The following is a 13,189-nucleotide window of genomic DNA, read 5'->3' on the forward strand; positions in this document are numbered from 1 at the left end:
CGGTGGAATTCACCCATTGGCTGACTTGTTGGCGATGTCGGCTTGTACCAGCGCTGCAAACGCTTCCACCGACATGACCCCGAGGTCTTTGCCACCCCGCGCCCGCACCGCCACAGACCCTGCAGCCATTTCCTTGTCGCCAATCACGGCAAGGTACGGCAGCTTCTGCAACGAATGCTCCCGTATTTTATAGGTTATTTTCTCGTTGCGCAGGTCCAAATCGACCCTAAGCCCTTGATTTTGCAACGTTTTCGCCACGTTTTTGGCGTAGTCGGCCTGGGAATCGGTGATATTGAGCACCGCCACTTGAACGGGAGCCAACCAGGTCGGCAAGGCACCGGCGCTTTCCTCGATCAGGATACCGATGAAACGCTCCAGGCTGCCGACGATGGCGCGGTGCAGCATGATGGGGCGGTGGCGGGCACCGTCCTCACCCACGAACTCGGCATCCAGACGCTCGGGAAGGTTCGGATCCACCTGGATGGTGCCGCACTGCCAGGGGCGTCCGAGGGCGTCCTTGAGCGTGTACTCGATCTTGGGGCCGTAGAAGGCGCCCTCGCCCGGCAGGTACTCGAACTCGCACCCCGAAGCCTTCAGGCCCGCGGCCAGTGCCGCTTCGGCGCGGTCCCAGCTCTCCTCGGTACCGATGCGCTTTTCCGGACGCGTCGAGAGCTTGTAGATGATGTTGGTGAAACCGAAGTCCTTGTAGACCCTCTGCAGCAGCGTGGTGAAGGCCTGCACCTCCGACTGGATCATTTCTTCGGTACAGAAGATGTGGCCGTCATCTTGGGTGAAGCCGCGCACGCGCATGATGCCGTGCAAGCCCCCTGTGGGTTCGTTGCGGTGGCAGTTGCCGAACTCGCCGTAGCGCAGCGGCAGCTCGCGGTAGCTCTTGATGCCCTGCTTGTAGATCAGGATGTGGCCCGGGCAGTTCATGGGCTTCAAGGCGTAGTCGCGCTTCTCGCTTTCGGTCACGAACATGTTTTCGCGGTACTTGTCCCAGTGACCAGTCTTCTCCCACAGCGTCTTGTCGAGGATCTGCGGACCCTTGACTTCCTGGTAGCCGTTTTCACGGTACACGCGGCGCATATACTGCTCCACTTCCTGCCACAGCACCCAGCCTTTGGGGTGCCAGAACACGGTACCGGGCGAATGCTCGTCCAGATGGAACAGGTCGAGCTCGCGCCCGAGCTTGCGGTGGTCGCGCTTCTCGGCTTCTTCCAGTCGTGTCAGGTACTGCTGCAGTTCGTCCTTGGTGGCCCAGGCCGTACCGTACACGCGCTGCAGCATCTCGTTGCGGTGGTCGCCGCGCCAGTAGGCGCCTGCCACCTTCATCAGCTTGAAGAACTTGAGCTTGCCAGTGCTGGGCACGTGGGGGCCGCGGCACAGGTCTTCGAAATTGCCTTCGCGATACAGCGACACGTCTTCATTGCTGGGGATGCTGCCGATGATCTCGGCCTTGTAGTTTTCCCCCAGGCTCTTGAAATAGGCCACAGCCTCGTCGCGCGGCAGCACGCGGCGCACCACCGGTTCGTCCTTGGCCGCGAGTTCACCCATCTTCTTCTCGATGGCAACCAGGTCTTCCGGTGTGAACGGGCGCTTGTAGGAGAAGTCGTAGTAGAAACCGTTCTCGATCACCGGGCCGATGGTGACCTGTGCCTCGGGAAACAGTTCCTTGACCGCATAGGCCAGCAGGTGGGCAGTGGAGTGGCGGATCAACTCCAGACCATCCGCGTCCTTGGCGGTCACGATGGCCAGGCTGCTGTCGGCCTCCATGCGAAAACTCGTGTCGACCAGCTTGCCGTTGACCTTGCCACCCAGCGCGGCCTTGGCCAAGCCCGCACCAATGGATGCGGCAACTTCCGCAACAGTCACGGGGCCGGGAAACTCACGTTGGGAACCATCGGGAAGCGTAATGTGGATCATGGTGGGTGCAATGAAGTGAAGCGGAGAAAAACAAAAAGCGCGGAAAGGTCCGCGCTTTGCTATGAATTTTGGAGCTGCCTGCGCACAAGGCGCGCGGACTACGAGCCTTATTCGCTTGAAACTGCGGGCCGTGTAGTTCGCGGTGTCATAACCAGGGTGCCTTTCTCGCTCTTATACAAAGTGAAGTGGGGATTTTAACCGCACAAAAAAGCCGACACCCCTTGCGAGGCATCGGCTTGTCGCACAGCCCTGCACAAGGCAGGGCCTGTGGTGGTTCTTAGTGGAACTGTTCTTCTTCGGTAGAGCCGGTCAGGGCCTTCACGGAGGAAGAGCCGCCCTGGATCACGGTGGTCACGTCGTCGAAGTAGCCAACACCCACTTCCTGCTGGTGCGACACGAAGGTGTAACCCTTTTCGCGGGCAGCGAATTCGGGCTCTTGCACCATTTCGGTGTAGTGCTTCATGCCTTCGCCGCGAGCGTATGCGTGGGCGAACTGGAAGGTGTTGTACCAGTTGATGTGGATACCAGCCAGGGTGATGAACTGGTACTTGTAGCCCAGTGCCGACAGGTCTTCCTGGAAGGAAGCAATCTGCGAATCCGACAGGTTCTTCTTCCAGTTGAAGGAAGGCGAGCAGTTGTAGGACAGCAGCTTGCCGGGGCAGGCAGCGTGCACGGCTTGCGCGAACTCGCGGGCAAAGCCGATATCGGGCACACCGGTTTCGCACCACACCAGATCGGCGTAGGGAGCGTAGGCCACGCCGCGGCTGATGGACTGCTCCAGACCGTTCTTGACGCGGTAGAAACCTTCTTGCGTACGCTCGCCCTGGATGAAGGGCTTGTCGTTGGCGTCGTAGTCGCTGGTGATCAGGTTGGCGGCTTCAGCATCGGTACGAGCCAGGATGATGGTGGACACGCCCATGGTGTCGGCAGCCAGACGGGCAGCGATCAGCTTCTCGATGGCTTCGCGGGTGGGAACCAGCACCTTGCCACCCATGTGACCGCACTTCTTCACAGCGGCCAGCTGGTCTTCGAAGTGCACGCCGGCAGCGCCAGCGGTGATCATGTTCTTCATCAGTTCGAAGGCGTTCAGAACGCCACCGAAACCAGCTTCTGCGTCAGCAACGATAGGCAGGAAGAAGTCGATGAATTCCTTGTCACCGGGGTTGATGCCACGGCCCCACTGGATTTCGTCCGCACGCTTGAAGGTGTTGTTGATGCGACGCACCATGGTGGGCACGGAGTCGTAGGCGTACAGCGACTGGTCAGGGTACATGGTTTCCGACGTGTTGCCGTCGGCGGCGACTTGCCAACCAGACAGGTACACGGCTTCCAGACCGGCCTTGGCTTGCTGCATGGCTTGGCCAGCGGAGATCGCGCCGAAGGCGTTGACGTAACCCTTCTTGGCGCCGCCGTTGACCTTTTCCCACAGCTTTTCAGCGCCGCGCTTGGCCAGGGTGTACTCGGGCTGGATGCTGCCGCGCAGACGCACCACGTCGGCTGCGGAGTAACCGCGCTTCACGCCTTTCCAGCGGGGGTTGGTAGCCCATTCTTTTTCCAGGGCGGCGATTTGTTGTTCACGGGTCAATTGCGTCATGAGAACACTCCGTAGTGGTTGAAAAGGAAGGGTCGCAATCCGCGACGCCATGGCGCAATTGTAGTCTTATATAAGACACATGACACGTCTTATGTCTTATACAAGACATATTTTTCATTCCATATAAATCAATGACTTACAAGCACTTTTCAAATTATGGAAATATGGTGATGGATTTAGAGCGTCACACCAAGACAATTTAGCTTGGTTGATTTCATATTACAAAACAATTTCGTGAGCGGTGAAATATGCTGGGGCGACGCTCTACAGACCCCGCGCCCAATCCGGACGCAACTGCGCCGCACCGGGATCCGCCAGTGCTGCTTGTACCTGGGCCAGCAAACGCGGCTTTTCTGCGCCGAGGGTTCCCTTGAGCACCAGCCAGTTCGAGGCATGGTCGCTGCGGAATACGGTGCGCTCCAGCTGCAGCCCTTGCAGCAGGGTTTCCATTTCGCTGAACAGCCCCCGCTGGTCCAGCGGCTCCCACCCGGGGTAGGCGGCCCGGAAGCGCTCCTCGCCTTGCGGAAAGCTCACCACCAGCGTGGACAGGAACTCCGGCTGGGTCTCGTTGGCCAGTCGCGCCGAATTCAGTGCGTGCTGCTGGCTGTGGATGCGCCCGCCCAGGCCGTTGAGCAGCATGACCGAACGCGTCATGCCCGCTGCGCCCAGGCGCTGCAGTGCATCCACGGTAGAGGCAAAGGTTTCGCCCTTGTGCACGAAGCGCAGCACCTCATCGTCACCCGATTCCGCGCCAACGTACACCATCGACAGCCCCGCCTCGCGCAGGGCCTGCAGCTCTTCCAAGGGCTTGTTGCGCACATTGCGCGGCAGGCAGTAGCTCGACACCCTGCGCACCTGCGGCAGGTGGGTGCGGATGGCCTGCAGAACGTCGAGCAAGCGGCGTGTGGACAGGGCCATGGCATCACCGTCGCCCAGGAACACGCGCTGCACCTGGGACCCGTACAGTGCCGCGCATTGGCGGATGGACTCCATCAGCTCATCGGGGTCACGCAGCGCAAATCTCTTCTGTGGCGCCGTGTACATCTCGCAATAGGTGCACTGGTTCCAGGAGCAGCCGTTGGTCACGGGCAGGATCAGCGACTGGGCCTCGCTGGGCGGGCGAAACACCGGGTTGATGTAGCGGATGGGGACGACCGCGTGCATGGCAAGGATTCCTTTTTCACAACGAGCCGGCAGTGTATCGACGCCAAGCGCGTCCACCAGGGGCATGCCCAACTGCCCCCTTTCTGCCAAGCCGTGCAGAATGCGCACCATGCGGCCACCGCCGCGCCTGGAACCTTCCATGACCCCACCCGCCCCTGCTTCCGCCCGCCCCCCGGCGGCCACTCTGCTGCGTGCCATGTTCGACGCCGCCGTCGCCAGCGCGCAACCCGCGCGCTGCGTGGCACCGCACCTCCCCTCGCCCGCCGAGCTTGGCAACGGCCGCCTGATCGTCATCGGCGCCGGCAAGGCCTCGGCCGCCATGGCGCAAGCCGTAGAAGCGCAGTGGCAGGGTCCGCTGTCGGGCTTGGTAGTCACCCGCTATGGCTACGCTGCACCCTGCCAACGCATTGAGATCGTCGAAGCGGCCCACCCGGTGCCCGATGCCGCGGGCCTCACGGCTGCCCAGCGCATGCTGGCACTGGTGCAAGGCCTACGCCCTGAAGACCTGGTGCTGTGCCTAATCTCCGGTGGGGGCTCGTCCCTGCTGCCCCTGCCCTTGCCCGGCATCACGCTCGAAGACAAGCAGGCGGTGAACCGCGCCCTGCTGCGCAGTGGCGCCAGCATCCGCGAGATGAACTGCGTGCGCCGCCACCTCTCAAGCATCAAGGGCGGGCGCCTCGCAGCAGCGTGCTGGCCGGCCCGGGTACTCACCCTGCTGATTTCCGATGTGCCGGGCGACGACCCGATCGACATTGCCTCCGGCCCGACAGTACCCGACCCGACCACCTGTGCCGATGCGCTGGACATCGTGCGCCGCTACGCACTGGAGTTGCACCCTGCGGTGATGGACGTGCTGCACAGTGCACAGGCCGAATCGGTCAAGCCGGGCGATCCGCGGCTGGCGCGCGCCCAGGTGCGCACCATTGCCGCGCCGCAGCTGGCGCTCGAAGCCGCAGCGGCAGTCGCCCGTAGCGCAGGCTATACCCCCTACATCCTGGGTGACGCCATCGAGGGCGAGGCCCGTGACGTGGGCAAGGTGCTGGCAGGTATCGCGTTGCAGGTGGCCCAGCGCGGGCAACCATTTGCCTCGCCCTGTGTGCTGCTCTCCGGGGGCGAAACCACGGTCACCGTGCGAGGCAACGGGCGTGGCGGGCGCAACGTGGAGTGCCTGCTGTCCATGGCGACCGCGCTGGGCGGCCACCCGCGCATCCACGCCCTGGCCGCCGACACCGACGGCGTGGACGGTGCCGAGGAGATTGCCGGCGCCCTGCTCTGGCCCGACACCGTAGCCCGCGCCTTGGCACTGGGCATCAAGCCACTGGATGCGCTGGCCAACAACGACGGCCACGGCTTCTTCCAGGCCCTGGGCGACTCGGTGGTGACCGGGCCAACCCAGACCAACGTCAACGACTTCCGCGCCATCGTCATCGACTGACAAGAAAAAAGCGCAGTCGCTATCGAATAGATAGCTGTCTGCGCTTTTTCCATGCGGGCCAGGGGCGAATTTCGCCCCTCATTCGACTGAAATCAGGCGAATGCGAAGTGCTCGTTGTCCAGCTGCATCACCGACTTCGTGGGCGCCAAGGCGCCTGTGCGGTGGGCATTGGCGCGGGGCAACAGGCGCTCGAAGTAGAACTCGGCGGTCTGGATCTTGGAGCGGTAGAACTCGGCCGATTCCTTGCCGGCGCCGCTGTCCAGCAGTTCTTGGGCCTTGGCAGCCTGCACCGCCCAGTAGTAACCCATCATCACGAAGCCGGAGTACATCAGGTAGTCGTAGCTGGCAGCGCCCACCACTTCCTTGTCCTTCGGCGCACGCAGCATGATGGCCGTGGTCAGCACATTCCATTCTGCGGCACGGGCTGCCAGGGCGCGGGCCATGGCACCCAGGGCACCACGCTTGAGCAGGTTGGGCTTGGCGAACTTCACCATCTGCAGGGTGAAATCACGCACGCACTTGCCCTTGCTCGACAGCAGGACCTTGCGGCCCAGCAAATCCAGTGCCTGGATGCCGGTAGTGCCTTCGTAGAGGGTGGAGATACGGGCATCGCGCACGATCTGCTCCATGCCGTGCTCCTTGATGTAGCCATGGCCACCGAACACCTGCACGCCCAGGTTGGCTGCTTCCAGGCCCATCTCGGTCAGGAAGCCCTTGAGGATGGGGGTATAGAAGCCCAGTTGGCCGTCGTACTTCTTGTAGGCCTTGTCGTCCTTGGCGGCGACCGCATTGAACATCAGGTCGCCGGTCTTGAGCGCGTCGTAGATCATGGCGCGGCCACCTTCGGCAATCGCCTTCTGGGTCAGCAGCATGCGGCGCACATCGGGGTGCCAGATCAGCGCGTCGGCCTTGGCCTCCGGTTCCTTCTTGCCGGACAGGGCACGCATGGAGCGGCGGTCCTTGGCGTAAGGCAAGGCGCCCTGGAAGGCCGCTTCAGCATGGCATACGCCCTGCACGGCGGTACCCAGGCGGGCCGTGTTCATGAAGGTGAACATGGCTTCCAGACCGCGGTTGGGCTCGAACACCATGAAGCCTTCGGCCTCATCGAAGTTCAGCACCGCGGTGGCGGAGGCACGGATGCCCATCTTGTGCTCGATGGAGCCGCAGGTGACGGTGTTGCGCTCGCCCTTGTTGCCTTGGGCGTCGACCTTGAACTTCGGCACCACGAACAGCGAAATGCCGCGGGTGCCTTCGGGTGCATCGGGCAAGCGGGCCAGCACGATGTGGACGATGTTCTCGGTCAGGTCGTGTTCACCGGCAGAGATGAAGATCTTGGTGCCGGTGATTTTGTAGCTGCCGTCGGCCTGGGGCACGGCCTTGGTCTTCACCTGGGCCAGGTCGGTACCGCACTGGGGCTCGGTCAGGCACATGGTGCCCGACCATTCGCCGGAGACCAGCTTGGGGATGTACTGGGCCTTCTGTTCGTCGCTGCCGTACTGCATCAGCGTGTTGATGCAGCCCACGCTCAGGCCCGGATACATGGTGAAGGACCAGTTGGCTGTTCCCATCATTTCCGACTTGAAGATGTTGAAGGACATGGGCAGGCCCTGGCCACCGAACTCTTCGGGGAAGGACAGGCCTTGCCAGCCACCTTCTACGAAGGCCTGGTAGGCTTCCTTGAAGCCCTTGGGGGTGGTCACTTCGCCATTGTTGAAGTGGCAGCCTTCCTGGTCACCACTGTGGTTCAGGGGCGCCAGCACTTCTTCGCACAGCTGGGCGGCACCTTCCAGAATGGCGTCCACAGTTTCCTGGTCAGCATCCTTGCCGTTGGGCAAAGAGGCGTAGTGCGCGGGGTAGTCCAGCACTTCGTTCATCAGGAAGCGCATGTCGCGCAGGGGGGCTTTGTATTGGGACATGGTGTGTTACTCCTGCGGTTGGAAGATCAACGTTCGATGATGGCGACAACGCCTTGGCCACCTGCGGCGCAGATGGAGATCAGGCCGCGGCCGGAACCTTTCTGGTCCAGCATCTTGGCCAGGTTGGCCACGATGCGGCCACCGGTGGCGGCAAAGGGGTGACCGGCGGCCAGCGAGCTGCCGTTCACGTTGAGCTTGCTGCGGTCGATCTTGCCCAGGGGCTTGGACAGGCCGAGCTTTTCCTTGCAGAAGGCCTTGTCTTCCCAGGCCTTCAGGGTGCACAGCACCTGCGCAGCAAAGGCTTCGTGGATTTCGTAGAAGTCGAAGTCCTGCAGGCTCAGGCCCGCACGCTCCAGCATGCGCGGCACGGCGTAGGCCGGGGCCATGAGCAGGCCTTCCTTCTTGTCGAAGAAGTCCACCGCAGCCACTTCACTGAACGTGAGATAGGCCAGCACCGGCAGGCCACGCTCAGCAGCCCACGCTTCGCTGGCCAGCAGCACGGCAGAGGCGCCATCGGTCAGGGGGGTGGAGTTGCCGGGAGTCAGCGTGCCCTGTTCGGGGCGCACCTTCTTGTCGAAACAGGGCTTCAGGCTGCGCAGCTTCTCGATGGTCAGGTCGGCACGCAGGTTGTTGTCCTTGGACACGCCCTTGTAGGGGGTCATCAGGTCATTGAAGAAACCTTCCTCGTAGGCACGGGCCAGGTTCTGGTGGCTGGCCAGCGCCAGGGCGTCCTGGTCTTCGCGGCTGATGTCCCATTCCTTGGCCATCAGTTCGCAGTGTTCACCCATGGAGAAGCCGGTGCGGGGTTCACCGTTGCGCGGCAGTGCGGGCTGCACCAGCATGTTGGGGCGCACCTTGGCCAACGCGCTCAGGCGCTGGGGCATGGTCTTGGCACGGCTGGCTTCGAGCAGGATCTTGCGCAGCTTCTCGTTCAGGCCCATGGGCGCGTCCGACGTGGTGTCCACACCGCCGGCAATGCCGCACTCGATGTGGCCCAGGGCGATCTTGTTGGCCACCAGCATGGCGGCTTCCAGACCGGTGCCGCAGGCTTGCTGGATGTCAAAAGCGGGTGTGTCGCGCGACAGCGTGGTGGACAGCACCGACTCACGCACCAGGTTGAAGTCACGGGCATGCTTCATCACGGCACCACCCACCACCTCGCCCAGGCGCTCGCCGTGCAGGTTGAAGCGGTCCACCAGGCCTTGCAGCATGGCGGTGAACATGTCCTGGTTGGAGGCGTTGGAGTAGACGGTGTTGGAGCGGGCAAACGGGATGCGGTTGCCGCCGATGATGGCCACACGGCGTACGCCGGTTGCGGTGGCGGCGGAAGTCTTGGTCTTGCTCATGGTGTTCTTTCAGTATTCGGTTGAAGGGTTCAGGCGGCAGAGTGCATCCGTGGAATCGCAGCCAAGCGGCTGCACAGCGGCGCAGCAGGCAAGGCGCAAAGCACAGCCGGGCTCTCTGCCCGGCGCGCATTTGCAACGCCGCATGGTGCGTCGAGGGGCAGCCGAGTGGTTGCGAATTTCATGGATTCACTCTGCTGGGGTGTAGGCCAGTTGGGCGCGCAGGTGGGGCTTGTCGCCCTTGGCGTTGCGCACTTCGAAAATCGCGTTGTGGGGCTGCTTGCCCTTGACCTGGCGTGTCGACCACAGCGAAGCGCGGCCGGGCAGGTACAGCGGGGTCTTGAACTCCACCGTCACTTCGGCCTTCTCGATGGGCTGGCGCGGCAGCATGGCGGCCAGCGCACGGGCCTTGGTCCACAGTCCATGGGCGATGGCCTGGCGGAAACCAAACAGCTTGGCCGAAGCTGCTGTCAGGTGGATCGGGTTCATGTCGCCGGACACCAGACCGTAGCGGCGGCCGATGTCGGCCGGGGCGCTGAAGGTGGTCTGGCAGGACAGGTCCACATCAGCGCTCAGGGCGCTGGCGTATTCCTTGCCCACCGGGTTCTTCACGCCGATGCGCAGGGCCGTCATGGTGCCTTCCCACACGAGTTCGTCGTCGCGGGAGATGGCGAATTCCAACGTGAAGATCTGGCCCTTCTCGTGCGCCAGCAATTCACCGGTGCGCATTTCCACGCGCAGCACGTCGCCCACGTTCAGCTTCTTGTGTTGAACGATGCGGTTGCCCAGGTGCACCGTGCCCATGGCGGGCCAGGGGCAGTACTCGGAGGCAAAGAACTCCATGGCCAGCGGGAAGGTCAGCATCTGCGGGTACAGCACCGGCACGCCGGCCTCGGGCTTGAAGCCACACACCTTGGCGTAGGCGGCCACTTCCGCGGCGTCGAGCTTGACTGCGGGGCGCACGTAGGTGACGGGCTTCAATGCCTTGACCGCACCGGGGCGCTTGCGGCTGGACAGCAGCGCACCTGCGTACATCTGCGCGGCGTGCTTCGGGCTGGTGATTTCGATGGTGGTCATCGTGGTTTCCTTCTTGGCAGCCATTACGCACCCATGATGCTTTGGCCGCAGACACGCACCACATTACCGGTGATGCCGGCCGATGCGGGAGACGCAAACCAGCAGATGGCCTCGGCCACGTCCACGGGCAGGCCGCCCTGGCTCATGGAGTTCATGCGGCGGCCGGCTTCGCGGATCGCGAAGGGAATGGCGGCGGTCATGGCGGTCTCAATAAAGCCCGGAGCCACGGCGTTGATGGTGATGCCCCTCCGTGCGAACACCGGCGCATTGCTCTGCACCATCCCCACCACGCCGGCCTTTGACAGCGCGTAGTTGGTTTGGCCCATGTTGCCGGCAATGCCGGAGATGGACGACACGCAGACAATGCGGCCGCCGTCCTTCAGGGCGCCGGACTCCACCAGCGCGTCGTTGATGCGCTCTTGCGTGGACAGGTTCACGTTCACCACCATCTGCCACAGGTGTTCCTTCATGTTGGCAATGGTCTTGTCGCGGGTGATGCCGGCGTTGTGCACGATCACGTCCCAGCCGCCATCCGCCTTGGCGGCATCGACCAGCGCTTGGGGGGCTTCAGCAGCGCCAATGTCCAGGGCAATGGCCTTGCCACCGATCTTGGCGGCTACTGCGTCCAGCCCTTCCTTGGCTTGGGGCACGTCCAGGCAGATCACGCTGGCGCCTTCGCGGGCCATGACTTCGGCAATGGAGGCACCGATGCCGCGCGATGCGCCGGTCACCAGCACCTTCTTGCCTGCCAGGGGCGCGGCCCAATCAGCGGGAGCGGCACCCGCACCCACCGGCTTGCCGATGCGGATGACCTGGGCCGAAACGTAGGCACTACGCGGCGACAGCAGGAAGCGCAGGGTGGAGTCGAGCTGGCCTTCGGCGCCCTCGGCCACGTAGACCAGCTGCACACCGATGGCCTTCTTCAGTTCCTTGGCCAGCGAGCGGCTCAGGCCTTCCAGCGCGCGCTGGATGGTGGCCTGGCGTGGCGATGCGCAGGCTTCGGGCGGGCGGCCCAGGATAACCACGCGGCCGCACTGCAGTACCGAGCGGGCGGCATCGTGGAAGAACTGGTACAGGGCGTCGGACTGGGTGCTGTCGGTCAGGCCGGTCGCGTCAAACACCAGTGCCTTGACCTTCTCGCCGGGCTTGCCTTCGCTGCCCCAGCGGCCGGTCATCAAGCCGGCCTTGTTGGCAATGGGAGTCCACTGCGGCAGCTGGGAGTGGGCCACCGTCTGCGCCCCCACAGATGCAAAAAAGGACGCCAAAGCGTCCAACAACTGCGGTTCACCGCCGCCACCCACCAGTACCGTGCCCTTGATGACGGGCTGGCCGGCCTTGTAGCGCTCCAGTACGAGCGGCTTGGGCAGGCCCAGCGCTTCGGCCAGCTTGGCGCCCACGGGGGAATTGGCGAAATTGAGATAAGAGTCAGACATGTTTCGGGTTCCAAACAGTTGTTTTTCGTCATCTTGGTACGGATAAGTACCAATTCGAACGATCATGCTTTTTAAGGATTGGTACTGTCAAGTACCATCTGTCGCGATTGCTAGACGCCTGCACCTAATTTGCCGCTACGATTCACTGCTATGGAAACCGCTGCCCCGCTTGCCACCGTCGAGGAGCCCACCACTGCCAGCACCCACCGCCGTCGCCTGTTCGAAGGCATGGCACGGGCCGTGGCGGCCCAGGGCTTTGCCGCCTGCACCATTGCCGACATCGTGCGCGAAGCGGCAGTGTCGCGGCGCACCTTCTACGAACACTTCCAGACCAAGGCCGACTGCCTGATCGCCATGTACGAGTCGGCCAGCCGAAACGCCCTGCGCCAGCTGCAGGCCATGCTGGACCCGACCCGCCACTGGCAGCAACAGGTGGAAGGCGCCATGACTGCCTACCTGGGCGTGCTGGCCGACAACCCCGTGGTGCTGCGGGCCCTGTTCATCGACATCCTGAGCCTGGGCACCGAGGGCCTGGCGGCACGCCGACGCGTGAACCACGAGATTGCCGAATTCCTGCTCAGCGTGGTCAACCCCAAACGCGACCACGCCGTCATGAGCCCCACCATGGCCATGGCCGTGGTGGGTGGCATCAATGAATTGGTGCTGCAGCTGATCGAGCAGGACCGGATTGGGGACATGCAGTCGATTGCGGATACCACGAGTGCATTGATTCGGGCGGTGGTGGGGGGTGAGGTGCCGAGGGGCTGATTTCGGGCGGTGTGCCGTTCGTGCTTGGCCTCTTGATCCGTTCGCCCTGAGCCTGTCGAAGGGCTTTACCTTTAGCCTGCGCCGTAGGCCGGGTCGCGCCCCGGCGGGCGCCTCCCTTTCTTTGCTTCGCCAAAGAAAGGGAGCAAAGAAAGGCGCGCCGGATGCGTCGGCCCTTCGGGCGCACTGCGTTGCTCGCGCGGGGCGGGAGGCGCGCAAACTCGCCCTGCGGGCTCAAACAGCGCGCGCCTCTTATTCCGCCCCACCCTGCGCTACTCGACTCCGCATGACGGCGGGGAATACCCCACGCGCCATCGCTTCGCTCGGCGCGACTTAGGGTCAAATTAGGCGACAGCCCGCGTATTTATTGCGTAAGCAGCTATACACTCTATAGCGATTGCACGACGGCTTTGGGCGGCGGATTCAACCGGTCGATGCAACACACTAACCACCGCATAGGCGGAAGGAGTGTTGCAGATGAAGCGGCGACCCAGGATCTACTACACGGATAGCCAGAAAGCGCTGATGTGGGAGCG

9 protein-coding genes are annotated in these 13,189 nt (G+C 63.1%); 2 read left to right on the plus strand and 7 right to left on the minus strand.

Annotated elements, in window-relative coordinates; genetic code table 11:
* Positions 1-9 precede the first annotated feature (9 nt).
* The 3 genes from thrS to RQP54_RS13145 all read right to left on the minus strand — a co-directional run bounded on the left by thrS (position 10) and on the right by RQP54_RS13145 (position 4,684).
* A complete protein-coding gene (gene thrS / locus RQP54_RS13135; protein WP_315678792.1) occupies positions 10-1,926 on the minus strand; it encodes a threonine--tRNA ligase in 1,917 nt (638 codons plus the stop codon).
* Positions 1,927-2,203: 277 nt separating this feature from the next.
* The gene (gene aceA / locus RQP54_RS13140; RefSeq protein WP_315678793.1) at positions 2,204-3,520 is read right to left on the minus strand and encodes an isocitrate lyase; all 1,317 of its coding nucleotides are present in this window, start codon (positions 3,518-3,520) and stop codon (positions 2,204-2,206) included.
* Positions 3,521-3,784: 264 nt separating this feature from the next.
* Positions 3,785-4,684, minus strand: coding sequence for a radical SAM protein (locus RQP54_RS13145; protein ID WP_315678794.1), 900 nt, complete (start codon positions 4,682-4,684; stop codon positions 3,785-3,787).
* Between the two features lie 139 nt (positions 4,685-4,823).
* On the opposite strand from RQP54_RS13145, the gene RQP54_RS13150 reads away from it, so the two are divergent.
* Positions 4,824-6,119, plus strand: coding sequence for a glycerate kinase (locus RQP54_RS13150; protein WP_315678796.1), 1,296 nt, complete (start codon positions 4,824-4,826; stop codon positions 6,117-6,119).
* A gap of 92 nt (positions 6,120-6,211) precedes the next feature.
* Here RQP54_RS13150 and RQP54_RS13155 read toward each other — a convergent pair whose 3' ends face one another.
* From RQP54_RS13155 to RQP54_RS13170, 4 genes are all read right to left on the minus strand, one after another.
* Entirely contained in the window at positions 6,212-8,035 is a 1,824-nt protein-coding gene (locus RQP54_RS13155) for an acyl-CoA dehydrogenase C-terminal domain-containing protein (protein ID WP_315678797.1), read from the minus strand.
* Positions 8,036-8,061: 26 nt separating this feature from the next.
* The gene (locus RQP54_RS13160) at positions 8,062-9,381 is read right to left on the minus strand and encodes an acetyl-CoA C-acetyltransferase (protein ID WP_315678798.1); all 1,320 of its coding nucleotides are present in this window, start codon (positions 9,379-9,381) and stop codon (positions 8,062-8,064) included.
* A 186-nt stretch (positions 9,382-9,567) separates the two neighbouring features.
* On the minus strand, positions 9,568-10,455 hold the full coding sequence (locus tag RQP54_RS13165) for a MaoC family dehydratase (RefSeq protein WP_315678799.1): 888 nt from the start codon (positions 10,453-10,455) through the stop codon (positions 9,568-9,570).
* Between the two features lie 23 nt (positions 10,456-10,478).
* Entirely contained in the window at positions 10,479-11,888 is a 1,410-nt protein-coding gene (locus RQP54_RS13170; protein ID WP_315678800.1) for a 3-oxoacyl-ACP reductase, read from the minus strand.
* A 150-nt stretch (positions 11,889-12,038) separates the two neighbouring features.
* Between RQP54_RS13170 and RQP54_RS13175 the strand changes: the two genes are divergently transcribed.
* A complete protein-coding gene (locus RQP54_RS13175; RefSeq protein ID WP_315678801.1) occupies positions 12,039-12,656 on the plus strand; it encodes a TetR/AcrR family transcriptional regulator in 618 nt (205 codons plus the stop codon).
* Positions 12,657-13,189: the final 533 nt, after the last annotated feature.

The organism is Curvibacter sp. APW13 (assembly GCF_032337135.1).
Taxonomy (GTDB): domain Bacteria; phylum Pseudomonadota; class Gammaproteobacteria; order Burkholderiales; family Burkholderiaceae_C; genus Allorhodoferax.

What these genes read in the sequence shown, in the direction of transcription:
- thrS (WP_315678792.1), bottom strand. Translation starts at nt 1,926, where the DNA reads ATGATCCACATTACGCTTCCCGATGGTTCCCAACGTGAGTTTCCCGGC.
- aceA (WP_315678793.1), bottom strand. Translation starts at nt 3,520, where the DNA reads ATGACGCAATTGACCCGTGAACAACAAATCGCCGCCCTGGAAAAAGAA.
- RQP54_RS13145 (WP_315678794.1), bottom strand. Translation starts at nt 4,684, where the DNA reads ATGCACGCGGTCGTCCCCATCCGCTACATCAACCCGGTGTTTCGCCCG.
- RQP54_RS13150 (WP_315678796.1), top strand. Translation starts at nt 4,824, where the DNA reads ATGACCCCACCCGCCCCTGCTTCCGCCCGCCCCCCGGCGGCCACTCTG.
- RQP54_RS13155 (WP_315678797.1), bottom strand. Translation starts at nt 8,035, where the DNA reads ATGTCCCAATACAAAGCCCCCCTGCGCGACATGCGCTTCCTGATGAAC.
- RQP54_RS13160 (WP_315678798.1), bottom strand. Translation starts at nt 9,381, where the DNA reads ATGAGCAAGACCAAGACTTCCGCCGCCACCGCAACCGGCGTACGCCGT.
- RQP54_RS13165 (WP_315678799.1), bottom strand. Translation starts at nt 10,455, where the DNA reads ATGACCACCATCGAAATCACCAGCCCGAAGCACGCCGCGCAGATGTAC.
- RQP54_RS13170 (WP_315678800.1), bottom strand. Translation starts at nt 11,888, where the DNA reads ATGTCTGACTCTTATCTCAATTTCGCCAATTCCCCCGTGGGCGCCAAG.
- RQP54_RS13175 (WP_315678801.1), top strand. Translation starts at nt 12,039, where the DNA reads ATGGAAACCGCTGCCCCGCTTGCCACCGTCGAGGAGCCCACCACTGCC.